The organism is Streptomyces sp. QH1-20 (genome assembly GCF_041283565.1).
GTDB lineage: Bacteria > Actinomycetota > Actinomycetes > Streptomycetales > Streptomycetaceae > Streptomyces > Streptomyces syringius.
Map to the genome: position 1 here is coordinate 5247924 of NZ_CP166299.1, position 17836 is coordinate 5265759.

General features: G+C 72.3%; 19 protein-coding genes. 14 read left to right on the top strand and 5 right to left on the bottom strand.

Annotated elements, in window-relative coordinates; all coding sequences use genetic code 11:
- Positions 1-6: 6 nt before the first annotated feature.
- Together AB8O64_RS23875 and nudC are read left to right on the top strand one after the other, a co-directional pair.
- Positions 7-1407 carry a dipeptidase gene (locus AB8O64_RS23875; protein WP_370421286.1) on the top strand — a complete coding sequence of 467 codons (1401 nt, stop codon included), beginning with the start codon at positions 7-9 and terminating at the stop codon, positions 1405-1407.
- A 62-nt stretch (positions 1408-1469) separates the two neighbouring features.
- On the top strand, positions 1470-2417 hold the full coding sequence (gene nudC, locus AB8O64_RS23880; protein WP_370421287.1) for an NAD(+) diphosphatase: 948 nt from the start codon (positions 1470-1472) through the stop codon (positions 2415-2417).
- A 12-nt stretch (positions 2418-2429) separates the two neighbouring features.
- Here the strand turns inward: nudC and AB8O64_RS23885 are convergent, their stop codons facing one another.
- On the bottom strand, positions 2430-2687 hold the full coding sequence (locus AB8O64_RS23885; protein WP_130879783.1) for a glutaredoxin domain-containing protein: 258 nt from the start codon (positions 2685-2687) through the stop codon (positions 2430-2432).
- A 147-nt stretch (positions 2688-2834) separates the two neighbouring features.
- Between AB8O64_RS23885 and AB8O64_RS23890 the strand changes: the two genes are divergently transcribed.
- The 5 genes from AB8O64_RS23890 (at position 2835) to AB8O64_RS23910 (ending at position 6641) form a co-directional block, all read left to right on the top strand.
- Positions 2835-5042 (top strand): ATP-dependent DNA helicase UvrD2, encoded by a 2208-nt coding sequence (locus tag AB8O64_RS23890; protein WP_370421289.1) that lies wholly within the window; start codon positions 2835-2837, stop codon positions 5040-5042.
- A gap of 144 nt (positions 5043-5186) precedes the next feature.
- Positions 5187-5471, top strand: coding sequence for a hypothetical protein (locus tag AB8O64_RS23895; protein ID WP_370421290.1), 285 nt, complete (start codon positions 5187-5189; stop codon positions 5469-5471).
- A gap of 128 nt (positions 5472-5599) precedes the next feature.
- A complete protein-coding gene (locus AB8O64_RS23900) occupies positions 5600-5962 on the top strand; it encodes a WhiB family transcriptional regulator (protein ID WP_130879785.1) in 363 nt (120 codons plus the stop codon).
- Positions 5959-6288 carry a hypothetical protein gene (locus tag AB8O64_RS23905; RefSeq protein ID WP_356454055.1) on the top strand — a complete coding sequence of 110 codons (330 nt, stop codon included), beginning with the start codon at positions 5959-5961 and terminating at the stop codon, positions 6286-6288. Before AB8O64_RS23900 ends, AB8O64_RS23905 begins: the two co-directional genes overlap by 4 nt.
- Positions 6289-6458: 170 nt before the next feature.
- Positions 6459-6641: a hypothetical protein gene (locus AB8O64_RS23910; RefSeq protein ID WP_370423947.1), complete on the top strand. Its 183-nt coding sequence runs from the start codon at positions 6459-6461 to the stop codon at positions 6639-6641.
- 21 nt (positions 6642-6662) lie between these two features.
- On the opposite strand, the gene AB8O64_RS23915 is transcribed toward AB8O64_RS23910, so the two are convergent.
- Positions 6663-8027, bottom strand: a complete 1365-nt coding sequence (locus AB8O64_RS23915) for an ABC1 kinase family protein (RefSeq protein WP_370421291.1) — start codon at positions 8025-8027, stop codon at positions 6663-6665.
- A gap of 42 nt (positions 8028-8069) precedes the next feature.
- Positions 8070-9242, bottom strand: coding sequence for a ThiF family adenylyltransferase (locus AB8O64_RS23920; protein WP_370423948.1), 1173 nt, complete (start codon positions 9240-9242; stop codon positions 8070-8072).
- Between the two features lie 316 nt (positions 9243-9558).
- Here AB8O64_RS23920 and AB8O64_RS23925 point away from each other — a divergent pair, with 316 nt between their 5' ends.
- From AB8O64_RS23925 to AB8O64_RS23940, 4 genes are all read left to right on the top strand, one after another.
- On the top strand, positions 9559-10155 hold the full coding sequence (locus tag AB8O64_RS23925; RefSeq protein ID WP_370421292.1) for a M48 family metallopeptidase: 597 nt from the start codon (positions 9559-9561) through the stop codon (positions 10153-10155).
- Between the two features lie 170 nt (positions 10156-10325).
- On the top strand, positions 10326-12056 hold the full coding sequence (locus AB8O64_RS23930) for a TerD family protein (RefSeq protein WP_370421293.1): 1731 nt from the start codon (positions 10326-10328) through the stop codon (positions 12054-12056).
- 17 nt (positions 12057-12073) lie between these two features.
- The gene (locus AB8O64_RS23935) at positions 12074-12757 is read left to right on the top strand and encodes an AIM24 family protein (RefSeq protein ID WP_130880299.1); all 684 of its coding nucleotides are present in this window, start codon (positions 12074-12076) and stop codon (positions 12755-12757) included.
- Between the two features lie 16 nt (positions 12758-12773).
- The gene (locus AB8O64_RS23940) at positions 12774-13535 is read left to right on the top strand and encodes an AIM24 family protein (RefSeq protein ID WP_370421294.1); all 762 of its coding nucleotides are present in this window, start codon (positions 12774-12776) and stop codon (positions 13533-13535) included.
- 52 nt (positions 13536-13587) lie between these two features.
- Here the strand turns inward: AB8O64_RS23940 and AB8O64_RS23945 are convergent, their stop codons facing one another.
- Positions 13588-14109, bottom strand: coding sequence for an NUDIX hydrolase (locus AB8O64_RS23945; RefSeq protein WP_370421295.1), 522 nt, complete (start codon positions 14107-14109; stop codon positions 13588-13590).
- Positions 14106-15587, bottom strand: a complete 1482-nt coding sequence (locus AB8O64_RS23950; RefSeq protein WP_370421297.1) for a zinc-dependent metalloprotease — start codon at positions 15585-15587, stop codon at positions 14106-14108. The genes AB8O64_RS23945 and AB8O64_RS23950 overlap by 4 nt, the downstream gene beginning before the upstream one ends.
- A gap of 192 nt (positions 15588-15779) precedes the next feature.
- On the opposite strand from AB8O64_RS23950, the gene AB8O64_RS23955 reads away from it, so the two are divergent.
- The 3 genes from AB8O64_RS23955 (at position 15780) to AB8O64_RS23965 (ending at position 17791) form a co-directional block, all read left to right on the top strand.
- Entirely contained in the window at positions 15780-16904 is a 1125-nt protein-coding gene (locus tag AB8O64_RS23955) for an SDR family oxidoreductase (protein WP_130879793.1), read from the top strand.
- 100 nt (positions 16905-17004) lie between these two features.
- Positions 17005-17475 (top strand): molybdenum cofactor biosynthesis protein MoaE, encoded by a 471-nt coding sequence (locus AB8O64_RS23960; RefSeq protein ID WP_356454049.1) that lies wholly within the window; start codon positions 17005-17007, stop codon positions 17473-17475.
- 133 nt (positions 17476-17608) lie between these two features.
- Positions 17609-17791, top strand: coding sequence for a hypothetical protein (locus AB8O64_RS23965; protein WP_370421299.1), 183 nt, complete (start codon positions 17609-17611; stop codon positions 17789-17791).
- The last annotated feature ends 45 nt before the right edge of the window (positions 17792-17836 follow it).

Consider the following 17836-nt stretch of genomic DNA (forward strand, 5'->3'; position numbering starts at 1 on the left):
GATGCCATGAGCTACACCCCGGACAGCGCCGTCCGCGCGTACATCGAAGGCCACCGCGCCGCCTTCCTCGACGACCTCGTCGAATGGCTCCGCATCCCCTCGGTGTCGGCCGATCCCGGCCGGGCCGCCGACGTCCGCCGCAGCGCGGACTGGCTGGCCGCGAAGCTCACCGAGACCGGCTTCCCCACCGCCGAGGTCTGGGAGACCGACGGCGCCCCGGCGGTCTACGCCGAGTGGCCCTCCGGTGACGAGGGCGCCCCGACGGTCCTGGTCTACGGCCACCACGACGTCCAGCCCGCCGCCGTCGAGGACGGCTGGCACACCGAGCCCTTCGAGCCCGTCGTCAAGGACGGCAGGCTGTACGCGCGCGGTGCCGCCGACGACAAGGGCCAGGTCTTCTTCCACACCCTGGGCGTCCGCGCCCACCTGGCGGCGACCGGCCGCACCGCCCCGGCCGTCAACCTCAAGCTCCTGATCGAGGGCGAGGAGGAGTCGGGTTCGGCGCACTTCCCCGACCTCGTCCGCGCCCACGCGGACCGCCTCGCCTGCGACGCGGTGATCGTCTCCGACACCGGCATGTGGTCCGAGGACACCCCGACCGTCTGCACCGGCATGCGCGGTCTCACGGACTGCCAGATCGACCTCTACGGACCGGACCAGGACATCCACTCCGGTTCCTTCGGCGGCGCCGTGCCCAACCCGGCCACCGAGGCCGCCCGGCTGGTCGCCGCCCTGCACGACGAGGACCGCCGGGTGGCGATCCCCGGCTTCTACGACGGCGTCGTGGAGCTCACCGACCGCGAGCGCGAACTCTTCGCCGAGCTGCCCTTCGACGAGAAGCAGTGGCTGCGCACCGCCCACTCGCACGGCGCCCTCGGCGAGAGCGGTTACACCACGCTGGAGCGCATCTGGGCGCGGCCCACGGCCGAGGTCAACGGCATCGGCGGTGGCTACCAGGGCCCCGGCGGCAAGACGATCGTGCCGTCCGCCGCACAGCTCAAGCTGTCCTTCCGGCTGGTCGCCGGCCAGGACGGAGACCGCGTCCAGCAGGCCGTGCGGGACTGGGTCGCAGGCCTGCTCCCGGCGGGGATCCGGCACGAGATCACCTTCTGGGGCGCGACCCGCCCCTGCCTGACCCCGCTGGACCACCCGGCTCTGCAGTCGGTCGCCCGCGCCATGGGCCGCGCCTTCGGGCAGCAGGTCCGGTTCACGCGCGAGGGCGGCTCCGGACCGGCCGCCGACCTCCAGGACGTGCTCGGCGTCCCGGTGCTGTTCCTCGGCATCTCGGTGCCCTCGGACGGCTGGCACGCGCCGAACGAGAAGGTCGAGCTGGACCTGCTCATGAAGGGCGTCGAGACCGCCGCCTACCTGTGGGGCGACCTCGCCGAGCACGGGCGCGCGCGATAGCTGCGGCTTTCGCTCGCGTCCGTGATGCAAACCACCATTCGTAGGGGGAGTTGGAAGCAGCAGTGACCACCTGGACCGATCTCTCAGCCGTCCGGCCCATCACGCTCAGTGGTGCGAGCGGCATCGACCGTGCCGCGCACCACCGGCTGGACGAGGCGTGGCTGTCCGCCGCGTGGAGCCACCCGTCCACGCGGGTCTTCGTGGTCTCCGGCGGCCAGGTCCTGATCGACGACACCCCGGACGGCCGCACCGAGCTGGTGATGACCCCGGCCTTCGAGGCGCCGGTCACCGAGACGCACCGCTACTTCCTCGGCCAGGACGAGAAGGGCGTCGCCTACTTCGCCCTGCAGAAGGACACCCTGCCCGGCCGGATGGACCAGTCGGCGCGCGCCGCGGGGCTGCGCGAGGCGGGCCTGCTGCTGTCGCAGCGCGACGCGGGGCTGCTGGTGCACGCGGTGGCCCTGGAGAACTGGCAGCGGCTGCACCGCTTCTGCTCGCGCTGCGGCGAGCGCACGGTCGTCGCGGCCGCGGGCCACATCCGCCGCTGCCCGGCCTGTGGCGCCGAGCACTACCCGCGCACCGACCCGGCCGTGATCATGCTGGTCACGGACCACGAGGACAGGGCGCTGCTGGGCCGGCAGATGCACTGGCCCGAAGGCCGCTTCTCGACCCTCGCGGGCTTCGTCGAGCCGGGCGAGTCCATCGAGGAGGCCGTGCGCCGCGAGGTCGCCGAGGAGGCGGGCGTGGTGGTCGGTCACGTGGAGTACGTCGCCAGCCAGCCGTGGCCGTTCCCGTCCAGCCTGATGCTGGGCTTCATGGCCCGGGCCACGTCCTCCGACATCCAGGTGGACGGCGAGGAGATCCACGAGGCCCGCTGGTTCTCACGGGCGGACCTGCGGGCCGCGTTCGAGTCCGGGGAGGTGCTGCCTCCCACGGGCATCTCGATCGCGGCCCGCCTGATCGAGCTCTGGTACGGCGAACCGCTGCCGCAGGGCCAGAGCTGGAGCTAGGGCGCCGGAGCGTCAGACCGCGAGGGCCTGCTTCACCTGGGCGAGGCTCGGGTTCGTCATGACGATGTGATCGCCACCGTTCGGGGGAACGACCAGAACGGTGGGGACCGTCTGGTTGCCGCCGTTCGCCTTCTCCACGAAGGCCGCCGAGTCGGCGTCGAGCTCGATGTTGACCTCGTTGTAGGTGATCCCCTCGCGGTCCATCTGGCTCTTCAGCCGGCGGCAGTAGCCGCACCAGGTGGTGCTGTACATCGTCACGGTGCCCGACATTCGACCTCGCGCTCCTTCGTTCATGGGTGGTTTTCCGGTGGTAGAACGCGCACCTACCCCCGACCATTCCCGGCATTAGTACGACTGCCGGTGCACGCCTGTGGACAACATTCCCGGTCGCCTCCGCCGACCTGGCAGCATGGCGGGGTGACAGCAGCAACGCACTCCTCCCTCTTCCCGCAGGTCCCTGACTCTGCCGACGCGGTGCTCGACGGGCTCGACCCCGAGCAGCGCGAGGTGGCCACGGCCCTGAGCGGACCGGTGTGCGTGCTGGCCGGAGCCGGTACGGGCAAGACCCGGGCGATCACCCATCGCATCGCCTACGGCGTCCGCTCCGGGCTGCTCCAGCCGTCGAGTGTGCTCGCGGTCACCTTCACCAACCGCGCGGCGGGCGAGATGCGCGGCCGGCTGCGCCAGCTCGGCGCGGGCGGCGTCCAGGCCCGCACCTTCCACTCCGCCGCCCTGCGGCAGCTCCAGTACTTCTGGCCGAAGGCCGTCGGCGGCGAGGTGCCCCGCCTCGTCGAGCGCAAGATCCAGCTCGTGGCGGAGTCCGCCGCCCGCTGCCGGGTCCGCCTCGACCGCAATGAGCTGCGCGATGTGACGGGCGAGATCGAGTGGTCGAAGGTCACCCAGACCGTCCCCGAGGACTATCCGGCCGCCGCCGCCAAGACCGGCCGCGAGGCCCCCCGCGATCCCGCCGAGATCGCCCGGATCTACGGCATGTACGAGCAGCTCAAGCGCGACCGCGGAGTGATCGACTTCGAGGATGTGCTGCTGCTGACCGTCGGCGTCCTCCAGGACCGGCACGACATCGCCGAGACGGTCCGCCGCCAGTACCAGCACTTCGTCGTCGACGAGTACCAGGACGTCAGCCCGCTCCAGCAGCGGCTGCTGGAGCTGTGGCTCGGCGACCGGGACAATCTCTGCGTCGTCGGCGACGCCAGCCAGACCATCTACTCCTTCACCGGAGCCACCCCGGACTATCTGCTCGACTTCCGCGTCCGCCACCCGCGTGCCACGGTCGTGAAGCTGATCCGCGACTACCGCTCCACCCCCCAGGTGGTGCGCCTTGCCAACGGCCTGCTGGCCCAGGCCCGCGGCCGGGCCGCCGAGCACCGCCTGGAGCTGGTCTCCCAGCGCGAGTCCGGCCCCGAGCCCCACTACTGCGCCTACGGGGACGAGCCGGCCGAGGCCGAGGGCACGGCCCGCCGGGTCCGGGATCTGATCGACTCCGGGGTGCCCGCGAGCGAGATCGCGATCCTCTACCGCATCAACGCCCAGTCCGAGGTCTACGAGCAGGCCCTCGCCGACGCCGGGGTGCCCTATCAGCTGCGCGGCGCGGAGCGGTTCTTCGAGCGGCCCGAGGTGCGCGAGGCCGGGCTGCTGCTGCGAGGTGCGGCCCGGGCCGGCGGTGCGGACGCACAGCTCGCCGACGCCGATGACGTGCCCTCCCAGGTGCGCGCCGTGCTCGGCACCCGTGGCTGGACGGCCGAGCCGCCCGCCGGGTCGGGCGCGGTCCGTGACCGCTGGGAGTCCCTCGCGGCCCTCGTGCGGCTCGCCGAGGACTTCGTGCGGGCCAAGCCGACCGCCACCCTCACCGATCTCGTGGCCGAGCTGGACGAGCGGGCCTCCGCCCAGCACGCGCCGACGGTGGAGGGTGTGACTCTCGCCTCACTTCACGCGGCCAAGGGCCTGGAGTGGGACGCCGTCTTCCTGGTCGGGCTCACCGAAGGCATGATGCCGATCACTTACGCCAAGACCGATGAGCAGGTCGAGGAGGAGCGCCGGCTCCTCTATGTCGGCGTCACCCGGGCCCGCCGTCACCTCTCCCTTTCCTGGGCGCTCTCCCGCGCTCCCGGCGGCCGGGCGTCCCGGCGCCCCAGCCGCTTCCTGAACGGCCTGCGACCGGGCTCCGCCGCGCCCCGCCCGGGCACGGCCGGGGCGGCAGGGCAGGGGGGCGTGGAGCGCGGTGCCGCCGCCCGGCGCAAGCGGCGCGGACCGGCCCTGTGCCGGGTCTGCGGGCGGACGTTGACGGATGCGGGCGAGATCAAGCTGATGCGCTGCGAGGACTGTCCCTCGGAGCTGGACGAGGCGCTCTACGAGCGGCTGCGCGACTGGCGGGCCGGACAGGCCGAGCTGCTGGGCCAGCCCGCCTACTGCGTCTTCACCGACAAGACACTTCTCGCGATCGCCGAGGCCGTTCCGGGAACCGAATCGGAGCTTTCCTGCATCTCAGGTGTGGGAGGACGGAAGCTCGACAAGTTCGGTGCCGATGTCCTGGCTCTCTGCTCCGGCCGTGAGCCGACGTCGTCGGACGCGCCTACGGACGCGACCGAAGACTCTCCCGAAAAATAGTTTGCGCGCGCGGACGGCATACCCATAGCCTTCCGAGCAGGGAAACCGCGGTTCTTCCAAGAGTCGCTGGTTCCGTGCTGTACTGAACTGTCCCGGACCGGGTTTTCACCGGTCCCCCGAGACGCCGAGAGGAGGCGGAGACCAATGATCAGCTTCATGAGCTTCAACAAAATGACCGATCGCTCGGTCGTCGCCACCTGCCCGCTCGGCGGTTCCCTCCGGGGCACCGGTCTGCCCTTCGGCGGCGCGGAACTCATCGAGGAGCGACCGAGCAAGGCGTCTGCGATTAAGGCAGCGGCAACGGCACAGGCCCAGGCCTATGCCTCCGTAGCGACGATCAATGGCGCCGGATCCCTGAACGCGCAGCAGCACCTGCACCACACGATGTGGGCCTTCCGTGGGCTCGAACCCTGGAGAGATCCAGCCTGATCGGCATGATCAGGTCGGCACCTTCCAGGGCCGCGGAACCCACACCGGGATCCGCGGCCCTTTTGTTTGCCCCGAACCGGGGCGCCAGCCCGGCTACCAGCCGGAACAACAGACGAGGAAACAACACCGTGCAACTCAAGGCACACACCCCGTCAGTAGCGACCGACCTGATCCCCCCGCCTGTCCCCACGGAGGACACCTTGACTCCCCTCACCGCCCTCACCGAGCTCGACGACGCCATCGAGAACCTCGGCGTCCCGGTCCCGTGCCGCAGCTATGACCCCGAGGTCTTCTTCGCCGAGACCCCGGCCGACGTCGAGTACGCCAAGTCGCTCTGCCAGACCTGCCCGCTGCGTGAGGCCTGCCTGGCCGGCGCCAAGGACCGCCGTGAGCCGTGGGGCGTCTGGGGCGGCGAGCTGTTCGTCCAGGGCGTGGTCGTGGCCCGCAAGCGTCCGCGTGGTCGCCCGCGCAAGAACCCGGTCGCCGCATGAACACCCTCCTCGGCACCATCGACCGCCCCACCACGCACGACCCCAAGAAGCAGGATCCGACGATGCAGCGCCCGTCCCACGAGCCGGCCGGCTCGAAGACCCCCACCCGTGACACCTCGAGCGCGACCGCTTCGCGCCAGAACAGGAACCTCGAAATGCAACTCATCCCAGAAGCCCTGGCCCGTGCTCATATGCATGAACGCCTCCGGGAGGCCGAGGCCGAACGCGGTGCCGTTCGGCTGGCCGCCGCCCGGCGGATGCAGCGGCGCGCCGAGCGCGCCTCGCTGCGCGCCCGCCGGGCCCTCGCCATGGCCGTCATGCACTGAGCGGAAGCCCAGTCGGCGGTAGTGGCGGCGGCAGGGCCGCTATACCACGAGACACCCGCGGGGCCGGTCCATTCGGACCGGCCCCGCGCCGCATTGGGTGCGTTGTGCCCTCGCGGCCTGTTCGCGGGGATATCGTCTGGGAGGTGGACCAGCAGAACACGCATGAATCAGTGCAGTCGGACCCTGAGGCCACCGAGAAAGCCGTGTGCGCTCGCTGTGGCATCACCGCCGACGGTACGCCGCCGACCTGGACCTTCTCCGTCGAGAACGGCCGTCGCAGCTATCTCTGCGACGACTGCGCTCGCGCCAACATCAGATCGATCGAAGGCCGTCTCGATTCCTCCTGGTGGTGACCCCCACCCCGCCGGGGGCCGTCAGGCGGGTGCTTCCCGGCTCTCGTCGACCGCCGCGAAACCGGGCACCCACGCCTCCATCTCCTCCCGCAACCGCACGGTCGCGCCCAGCTGACACAGCACACCGATCGTGCTCATCGTCACCCGGTGTATCAACAGATACGCCGGGGGCAGATTGAGCTGCCGGGCCAGTTGGTAGGCGGGGGAGCGGTGATCGGCGATCCGGGCCGCCTGGGCGCGCAGCCAGCTCCGGGTGAAGGTGAACTCCTGCGCCTGCGCGGGCTCGATGATCGGCAGCAGATAATCCAGCACCGCACCGGGCTCCAGCTCGATCCCCGGCTTGACGAACCCTTCCTCCCGCAGCAGCTCGTGGACCGCTTCCGCCTCGCCGTCCAGCGTCAGCCGCAGCGCGGTGCCGATCTCCGGCGGCAGTCCCTGCGGCAGCCGGTCGACGGTGCCGAAGTCCAGCACGCCCAGCCGCCATTTCTCCGGTGGGCCGTCCGGGTGGTCCCCGGTGATCAGGCGGAAGTTGCCCGGGTGCGGATCGGCGTGCAGCAGCCCCGTCCGGGCGGCGCCCGAGAAGAGGAACCGCGCCAGCAGCTGGCCCGCCCGGTTCCGCTGCTCCGCAGTGCCGTCCGCTATCACCTCGGACAGCGGCACCCCCTCGAGCCACTCCGTCACCAGCACTTGGTCGCTCTGGTGCACCACGGCCGGCACCGTCACATCCGGGTCGCCCGCGAACTCCGTCGCGTGCGCGTCCTGGGCGCGGGCCTCCAGCTCGTAATCCAGCTCCTCGGACACCCGGTCGCGCAGCTCGGAGATGAGGGGCTTGATGTCCATGCCGGGGACCAACGGACCCAGCAGCCGGGCGAAGCGGCCCAGTTGCGTCAGATCGGAGAGCAGCGCCTCGCCCGCTCCCGGGTACTGCACCTTGACCGCGACCTCGCGCCCGTCGTGCCAGACCGCGCGGTGCACCTGCCCGATCGACGCCGCCGCCGCGGGCTGGTCGTCGAACTCCTCGAACAGATCCCGCCAGTCCTCGCCGAGCCGCTCCGCCAGGGCCGCGTGCACCGACTTCGACGGCAGCGGTGGCGCGGCCTCCTGGAGCTTGGTGAGCGCCGCCCGGTAGGGACCGGCGATCTGCTCGGGGAGCGCCGACTCGAAGACGGACAGGGCCTGACCCAGCTTCATCGCACCCCCCTTCAGCTGACCGAGGGTCGCGAAGAGCTGTTCGGCCGTGCGCTGTTGCAACTCCGCCGCGATCAGCTCCGCGGGCCGTCCGCCGATGCGTTTGCCGAGTCCGAGCGCCGTGCGCCCCGCGAACCCCAGTGGCAGCGCGGCCAACTTGGCGGTACGCGTGACCGCCTTGCGGGGTAGATCAGACATGCGCCCCTCCAACTCGCTGAACGGCCACGCCGTGGACGGCGGTTACCCGTTCATTGTCCCGTGCGACGCCCCCGCGGCCGAGGCATATTCGGGATACGAAGATCCCGCCGCGCCGCACGGGCACCGCGGATGCGGCTCGACGGGCCGGGGAGACCAGGCCGGACCCGGCAGAGCCAGCTCCAGACGGACCCCCGCGCTCGCCGGGGACCCACCGTCGAGAAAGGCCAGAGCCCTCGCCACGGTCAGCCCCGCCACCACCGTGGCCAGTGCCATGTCGCAAGACGGTACCCCCGCGCTCCGGCCCGACCTCCACTGGGCGAGCATCCGGGGCCACGCGGCGTCCCGTTCGGCGCGCCCGAGCTCGATACAGCCGGCGCACGCCGACCCGCCCGGCAGCACCAGCGGCCCCACCAGCCCGGTGGCCTCCAGGACCCCCGCGTACAGATGCGGGGTCCCCGACGCGATGAGCTCCTTCGCCGCGGCGGGCTCGGGTGCGTAGGCCGCGAGCCCGTCGCGCGGAGCGAAGACCACCAGCGCCAGCGGTGGCGGGCCGGTGTCCGGCGGGCCGCCCTCCGCGGCCGCGCCGGCGTCCCGGCCCGGGCCCGCGCCGCCGCGGGTCCGGGGGCGGGGGAGCGGCGCGGCCTGTCGCACCACCCGGCGGGCGGCGACGTCCCGCCGCTCCCCGGCCCGCTCGGCGCCCACCCCGCCGGGCGCCACGTCCCACGGCTCGACACAGCCGCCGTCCAGCACATCGACCTGGCCCACCCCCGACGCCGACAGCAGCGCCGCGACGGCCGCTCCCACCCGCCCCGCGCCCCGCACCTGAACCCGCGTCGCCTGCCGCGCGCTCATCAGCCGGGCCGCCGCCCCCGGTTCGGGGTGCAGCACCGACAGCGAGGCCAGGTCCGGGCGCAGCCGCTCCAGGCCCGCGCCCCGGCCGCGCAGAGCGGCGGCCCCGTCCCCGCCGCCCCGGGGGTCGTCGAGCAGCCCGGCCTGGCTCAGCCGCTCCACCAGGGCATCCGTCCGCCCGTCCGGCAACCCGAGATCACGCGCCGCCTCACGGAGCAAGGGCAGCCCGCGCGTCCCGTCGAGCAGGCCCAGAAAGCTGCCGGTCGCGGTGTCCACCGGACCGACCACCACCGCGTGGGCCGGGGCCACCCCGAACTGCACCGTCTCGCGGTCGCGCCAGCTCCGGCGCAGGGCGGGCTTGAGCATCGGATGGGGGGAGGCGGGCGGCTCGCCGGCCGGGCGGGTGCGGGGACGTACGGCGAACGGCCGGGCCCGTCCCGGGGCCGGGGATCCCTCGTCGTCGCGGTGCGCGGCGTGCGGTACGGCGGCTCGGTGTGCGGAGTTCCTCTGCATGGCTTCCCCCTCGGTCGGCCTTCAGCATGCGCGCCCCGCCTCGTCACCGTACGAAGTTGTCCACAAGCACGGGGTGATTGTCATACAAGCCGTGCGCTCTGCGGGTGTTTCCCCGGCAACCGAGCGAGGGGCGGGACTTCACGCGCCGCCAGCGGGTAACGTCGGGGCCGTGCCCGTCGACCCACTGCACAGTGCCCCAAGACCACCGCGCAGCGCCCCGAGCCCGCTCTCCAGTGGCTCGGACGCGTACGCGGTGGAGGTCCGCCGGAGTTCGCGCCGCCGCCGAACGGTCTCCGCCTACCGGGAGGGTGAGCGCACCGTCGTCCTCATCCCCGCCCGGATGTCGGAGGCGGAGGAGAAGCGGTGGGTGGGCGTGATGCTCGACAGACTCGCCGCGCAGGAGAGCAAGCGGATGCTCGGCGACGCCGAGCTGGCCGACCGGGCGCAGCGGCTCTCCGCCCAGTACCTCGACGGCCGCGCCCGCCCCGCCACGGTCCGCTGGGTCACCAATCAGAACACCCGGTGGGGCTCGTGCACCCCCGCCGAGGGCAGCATCCGTCTCTCCCACCGGCTCCAGGGCATGCCCGAGTACGTCGTGGACTACGTCCTGCTCCACGAGTTGGCGCATCTCCTGGTCCCCGGGCACGGCCCGCGCTTCTGGGAGCTCCTCGAGGCCTATCCGCGCACCGAGCGGGCCCGCGGTTACCTCGAAGGTGTGGTCGCCGCCGACCGGCTTCCGCATCTGCCCGCCGCCCGCAGCGAATGACGCCGTCGGCCGCGTGACACCCCGCCCGCCCGCGCCCGGGGCGGGCGGGCCCGTTCGCCTCCGCGCCGCCCCGGGCCCCCGCACGCCCCGGAATCGCTGGCTGTGAGGGTCAGCCGTTAGCCTGACGCAACGCATTCATCGCAGGTTCGGATGGGGGACGGTCGTTACGCATGGCCAGGGAATTCCAGCGCGGCCACAAGGCCAAGATCAGTGACCTGACAGCGGGGACCGATCTGTACATCGGTGTGCAGATCTCCGGGCCCGGGCTGTCCTTCGACATCAGCTGCTTCGGGCTCGACGCCCAGGAGCGACTGTCCGACGACCGGTACTTCATCTTCTTCAATCAGCCGAAGTCCCCCGAGGAGTCCATTCAGCAGCTCGGCGCGCAGGCCGGTGACACGGAGTCCTTCCGGGTCACGCTCGACCGCATTCCGGCTCATGTCCGGAAGCTCTCCTTCACGGCGACGGTCGACGGCGCGGGCCAGATGTCGCAGATCGGCCCCGGCTATGTCCGCATCGTCGCGGGCGGTGAGGAAGTCGCGCGGTATTCCTTCACCGGTGCGGAATTCAGCACCGAGCGTGCGGTGATGCTCGGCGACATCTATATGAAGGACGTCTGGCGGTTCGCCGCTGTCGGGCAGGGCTTCGACGGCGGCCTGGAAGCGCTGCTCACCAACTTCGGCGGCGAGGTCCTGGAGGAGGAACCGGAACCGGCTCCGGCCCCCGCCGCGCCCGCCCCCGCCTTCGCGCCCCCGGCGGCACAGGCGAGCGCGCCCCCGGCCTTCGCCGCGCCGCAGGCCGCGGCTCCGCCGCAGGCCCCACAGCCCGCGCCCGCCGCGCCTACCCCGCCGCCCGCCCAGGGCTTCCCGCCCCCGCCCGGCAGCACCCCGCCGCCGGCCGCCCCCGCGGTGCACGCGGCCGCCACGATCGCCGCGCCGATCGCCCCGCCCGGCTTCTTCGCCGGCCAGCCCGGCACGGGCCAGCAGACCCCGCCCGGCGGCACGGTCCCGCCCCCGCCCGGCCTGCCCGGCCAGCCGGCCCCGTACGGCCAGCAGCAGCCGGCCCCCTACGGGCACCCCGGTCAGCACCCCGGCCAGCAGCAGCCCTACGGACAGCCGGGGCAGCCCGGTCAGCCGTTCCCCGGCCAGCCGGCGCCGTACCCCGGTCAGCCCGGTCAGCCGGCGCCGTACGGCGGGCCTCCGCCCGCGGCGCCCCAGGGCACGCCGCAGGGCGGCACCCCCGTGGGCGTCCAGGCCGCGCTCGAGAAGTACCGCGAGGCGCCCACCGGGCAGCGGTGGACCCTGCAGAACCCCCGGCTCATCCGCGTCGACCTCGGCACCGACCCGCAGCCCGTGCTCGCCCGCCAGGGCAGCATGGTGCTCTACCAGGGCAAGGTCGACTTCGGCTACAAGGGCGCCGGGTTCGCCGGCCGGATCATGGGCAATGCCACCGGCCAGGAGATGCAGCTGATGCGCTGCACCGGCCGGGGACAGGTGTTCCTGGCGGAGAACTCCGCCCATGTGCACCCCATCGAGCTCCAGGGCGACGGCATCTGCGTCTCCGCGGAGTCGGTGCTCGCCTTCGACGAGTCGCTCCAGCATGAGGTCCGCCGGATCGAGGGCCACGGCATCCCCGGCGGCGCGCTCTTCACCATGCAGTTCCAGGGGCACGGCACTGTGGTCGTCAAGACCAACGGCGTTCCCGTGGTCCTGCCGGTCACCCCGACCACCTACGCCGACAGCAACGCCATCGTCGCCTGGTCCGCCGCCGCCCAGGTGGTCGTCTCCAGCCAGGTGCGGCTGCGGCGCAACGCCTACCCGGGCCACAGCGGGGAGACCGTGAACCTCCAATTCCGCGGCGCGCCCGGCAATTTCATCGTCGTCCAGCCCTACGAGGTCTGAGGGAGCCCGAAATGACCATGAACCAGACTCCGATCTCGGGCTACGCCCCGACCCCCGTCGCGGCCCGGATGGAGAACCACGGCAGCAGCATGCTCAAGGTGGCCATGCAGTCCGGCCACGACCTGTTCGCCCGCACGGGCTCGATGATCGCCTACGAGGGCTTCGTCCAGTACGAGGCGAACCCGCCCGCCATCCGGCAGATGGCCTCGCAGTGGGTCACCGGCGAGGGCATGCCGCTCATGAAGTGCCACGGCGACGGGCTGCTCTACCTCGCCGACTACGGGGCGGACGTCGTCTGCCTCCAGCTCAACGGGGACTCGCTCTCCGTCAACGGCACCAACATCCTCGCCTTCGACGCGCATCTGCAGTGGGGCGTGCAGCGGGTGAAGGGCATGGCGAAGTTCGCGGGCCAGGGCCTGTTCAATGTGGCCATCTCCGGCACCGGTTGGGTCGCGCTCACCTCGCGCGGCACCCCGATCGTCGTCGACTGCGGCCGCGGTGAGGACGAGACCTATGTGGACCCCGACGCCCTCGTGGCGTGGTCCACGGGCCTCAAGATGAAGGGGAAGCGCAGCTTCAAGGCTTCCTCGATGATCGGCCGGGGCAGCGGCGAGGCGTACCAGCTGGGCTTCTCGGGCCAGGGTTTCGTGGTCGTACAGCCCAGCGAGGACAGCACTGACCGGCTCCGGGCCCGGGGCTGAGGGGGAGCGAAGACATATGCAGAGCCCGCTTTTCGGCCACACCGAGGCCCAGTCCCAGGATCGCTACGCGCTCCAGAACCCGCAGTTGCTGCGGGTCCTGCTCACCGGCCACGACGACATCCTCGCCCGCAAGGGCTCGATGGTCGCCTACCAGGGCATGATGGAGTTCGACGGCGAGTATCTGACGCGCGGCCAGCAGACTGCCCGGGCCCACACCGGTGAGGTCCTGGACCTGATGCGCTGCTCGGGGCAGGGCACGGTCTATTTCGCCAACCTCGCGCAGTACGTCCACATTGTCGACGTGGACCACAACGGTCTGACCGTGGACGCCGCCTACGTCCTCGCGATGGACTCCACCCTGCACTGGGACACCATCGCGGTGGACAGCCAGTTCGGCATCTCCGGTTCGGGTGCGTACAACCTCGTCATCTCCGGGCAGGGCAAGGTCGCGCTCATGACCTCCGGCCAGCCCCTGATGCTCCAGGTGACCCCGGACAAGTACGTCAATGCCGACGCGGACGCCGTCGTGGCGTGGTCGACGTCGCTCGTCGTCCAGATGCAGGCGCCGACGTCCTCGTCGAGCGTCTGGCGGCGGCGCGGCAGCACGGGAGAGGGCTGGGAGCTGAACTTCCAGGGCCACGGCTACGCCCTCGTGCAGCCCAGCGAGCTGCTTCCGCCGCAGGGCGCGGAGATCGGCCAGGGGGCGATGGCCCAGTACGGCCTCGGCCAGCAGGGCGCGCACGGTCAGAACCAGGGCAACATCTGGTCCAACCGCTGAGCGATGGGTAAGGGGCGTCACCCTCGGGGTGACGCCCCTTACCCGTGTGCGCTCACAGGTGGGCGAGCGTCCGCTCCATCAGCCGGACGACCGACTCGTCGGCCACCGCGGCCACCTCGTGGTACGCGAACCAGCGCAGGTCCAGCGACTCGTCGCTGATGGCCTCCACCGCGCCCTCGGGCACCAGCGCCGCGTACTGCACATCGAGGTGCCAGTTGCAGGGCGAGGGGATCGGATGCCGGTCCAGCCGGACCGGACCGACCGGCAGCAGGGTCAGGCCCTCGATGCCGGACTCCTCGGTCGCCTCCCGCAGCGCCGCCTCCGCGAGGGTGCTGTCGCCCGGCTCGCAGTGGCCGCCCATCTGGAGCCACATCCGCAGCTTGCGGTGCAGCGTCAGCAGCACCTTGCTGCGCGCCGGGTCGATCACCAGCGCGCTCGCCGTGATGTGCCCGGCCCGGCAGGGCTTCCACATGCCGTCCGGGTGCTCGGCCAGGTGATCCAGATAGAGATCGCGCAGCTCTTCCTGGTCCCCGTACTCCTTCAGGACGAGGACCGCGCTCTCATGGAGGCTCACTTGTCGCCTTCGCCCTTGTCCTCGCCCTTTTCCCCGTCCTTGGGAGAGTCCTCGGGAGAGTCCCCGGCCTTGGGGGAATCCCCGGCGGAGTCCTTCTTGAGGTCCGGCTTCGCGGAGCCGCTCCCGGCCGCCTCGCCCAGCATCTTGTCGAGCTCGGAGAAGTCCAGGTGCTCGCGGTGCACGAAGCCGTCCGGGTCGTCCAGGTCGGCGGCCGTCGGCAGCATGTCGGGGTGCTCCCACAGGGCGTCGCGGCCCTCCAGACCCCGGGCGTCGGTCAGCGACGCCCACAGCCGCGAGGCGTCCCGCAGGCGGCGCGGCCGCAGCTCCAGGCCGATCAGGGTGGCGAAGGTCTGCTCCGCCGGACCACCGGACGCGCGGCGGCGGCGCAGCGTCTCGCGCAGCGCGTCGGCCGACGGCAGGTGCGGCGAGGCGGCCGCGTGCACGACGGCGTCGACCCAGCCCTCGACCAGCGCCAGCGCGGTCTCCAGGCGGGCGAGGGCGGCCTTCTGCTCCGGGGTGTCCTCCGGCTGGAACATGCCTTGCTGAAGGGCGTCCTGCAGCTGCTCGGGGTGCGAGGGGTCGAGCTGGCCGACGACGTCCTCCAGCTTGGAGGTGTCGACCTTGATGCCCCGGGCGTAGCCCTCGACCGCGCCGAACAGGTGCGAGCGCAGCCACGGCACGTGGGCGAAGAGCCGCTGGTGGGCGGCTTCCCGCAGGGCCAGGTACAGCCGGACCTCGTCCTGCGGCACACCGAGCCCGGAGCCGAGCGAGGCGATGTTCACCGGCAGCAGGGCGGCCTTGCCCGCGGGGCCGAGCGGCAGACCGATGTCGGTCGAGCCGACCACCTCGCCGGCCAGCACGCCCACGGCCTGGCCGATCTGCTGGCCGAACATGGCCCCGCCCATCTGCCGCATCATCCCCAGCAGCGGGCCCGCCATGGCCTGCATCTCCTCGGGAAGCACATCGCCCATGGCGGCGCCGACGCGCTCGGCGACCGGGTCGACCAGGTCCTTCCACACCGGGAGGGTCGCCTCGACCCACTCCGCGCGGCTCCAGGCGACCGCCGTGCCCGCGCCCGACGGCAGCGACGTCACGCCGTCCAGCCACAGGTCGGCCAGGCGCACGGCCTCCTCGACGGCGGCCCGCTCGCCCGGCGTGACGCTGGCGTCCTTGCCGCCGTCGGCGGTGCCCTGTGCGACGGTCTGCCGCGCGATGTCCTTGGCCATGTCCCAGTTCACCGGACCGCCCTCGTACGAGAGCATCTGGCCGAGCTGCTGGAACGCGGCGCCAAGATCGCCCGGGTTCATGGAGCCGAACATCGCGGCGAAGGGGTTGTCCCCACCGCCCGCGGCCCCGCCGAACCCGAACGGATTCGCCGGTCCCTGGCCGCCGCCCTGGCTGCCGTCCTTCTTCTTGCCGTCGTCGCCGTTCTCCGGCTCCTCCGGCGGAAGACCGAATCCGAATGGGGTGTCACTCACGGGTTTCCTCGGCTCGTAGGGCCGCCGGCGTGGAACCGGCGGCGAATGCCCGACATCACTACCCAGCGTAGACACCTCTGCGGTATCCGGGCTTGGTGCTTCGCCGACCCGGGGCCTGCGGCAGGATGGACGTCACCTGGTACGTACGCGTCATCACACTTACGTACTGAAGACAACCGCTGGAGACGCCCGGTGAGTTCCCCCGACCGAGAAGTTCGCGCAGCGCGAAACGGTTCCGCGCGAGACAGTACGGCCCTGCCCGGCCGCCGACCCGTCGTCGCCGTCACCGGTGCCGCGAGCGGCGTCGGCGCGCTGCTCACGCAGCGGCTGGCCGCATCAGAAGAGATCAAGCAGGTCGTGGCGATAGACGAGCGCCGTGGCGACGTCACCGAGGCACAGTGGCATGTGCTGGACGTGCGCGACCCGGCGATCGCGGAGAAGCTGCGCGGTGCCGACGTCGTCGTCCACCTCGCCCTGGACCTCGACCTGGAGACCGACCCCGCCGCCCGCACCGCCTACAACGTGCGTGGCACCCAGACCGTGCTGACCGCCGCCGCGGCCGCCGGCGTGCACCGCGTGGTGCTGTGCACCTCCGCGATGGTCTACGGGGCCCGGCCCGACAACGCCGTGCCGCTCGCCGAGGACGCCGAGCTGCGCGCGACCGCCGAGGCCACCGGCGTCGGCGACCTGCTGGAGATCGAGCGGCTCGCCAAGCGCGCACCCCGCGCGCACCCCGGCCTGAACGTCACCGTGCTGCGGCCCGCCGTCCTCGTCGGCGGCACCGACACCGCCCTCACCCGCTACTTCGAGTCGCCCCGCCTCCTGGTGGTCGCCGGTTCCCGGCCGACCTGGCAGTTCTGCCACGTGGAGGACCTGGTGAGCGCCCTGGAGTTCGCCGCCCTGGAAAAGGCGGAGGGCGACCTCGCGGTGGGCTGCGACGGCTGGCTGGAGCAGGAGGAGGTCGAGGAGCTGACCGGCATCCGGCGCATGGAGCTGCCCTCGGCGGTCGCGCTGGGCGCGGCCTCCCGGCTGCACCGCCTGGGTCTGACCCCCTCGCCCGCGGGCGACCTCGAGTACACGATGCACCCGTGGGTGGTCAGCGGCAGCCGGCTGCACGACGCCGGCTGGCGGCCGCGCTGGACCAATGAGGAGGTCCTCGCGGAGTTGCTGGAGGAGGTCGCCGGCCGGCACACGGTCGCGGGCCGCCGGCTCGGCCGCAAGGACGCCACCACGCTGGGCGCCGCGGGGGCGACCGTCGCCCTGGTGGGCACCGCCGCGCTGGTCCGCCGTGCCCGCAAGGCGCGCCGCCGCCTGTAGACCCCGCCGGGGCCGCTGTAGGACCCTCCATGCGGCGTTCCGGGCGGCCTGGTGAAACACCATTCACCACCGCCGCCCCGCGTGCGGCACGATGGACCGCATGGCCCGTACGTATGACCGCCCCGGCGGCCACCCCGGTGAGCTCGCCGCCCTGGATCCGATCCGCCTCCTCGCCGTCCGTGACACCCCGCTGTCACTGGACGAGGTCTTCGCGGCGGTCGGCGACGACGCCGCGGGGGGCACCGCGCTCTTCGTGGGCACGGTGCGCGACCACGACGGCGGTGCGGACGTGGACGGGCTCGGCTACTCCGCGCACCCCACGGCCGAGGCCGAGCTGCGCCGCGTCGCCGAGAAGATCGCGGCGGACTTCCCGGTCCGGGCGCTCGCCGCGGTGCACCGCGTGGGGGAGCTCGCCATCGGCGACCTGGCGGTCGTGGTGGCCGTCTCCTGCCCGCACCGGGCCGAGGCCTTCGCCGCGTGCCGCCGCCTGATCGACGACCTCAAGGCGGAGGTCCCGATCTGGAAGCACCAGAAGTTCACGGACGGGACAGAGGAATGGGTGGGGGCTTAGGTCGTCTCCGCAGGCCAGCCCCCTATTGGCTGACCCGGGTTGCGTAACCGGGCCCCTGACGTAAGCGTTGAGACGGCGGACGTTTAATCTGCTCATCAGTCAGTTGCGCTTCGGAAGGGGTCGGGAGGCCGGCATGGCGGCACTTGCATGGTTGCTGATCCCCGTGGCCGCGGCCGTCGCCGCCGCCCTGTGGGGGAGTTGGGCGGCCCGCAACCGCAAGGTCGGCGATGTCGCGGAACTGGCGGGCTACGAGCGGTTCCGCGCCGCCATGGAACGCCCGGATTCCGGCGCCTCGTCGGGCTCCGACGCGGCCTAGCGGGCGCTGCCCCGTACGGACCGCCCCGGGGGTGGACTGTCGGAC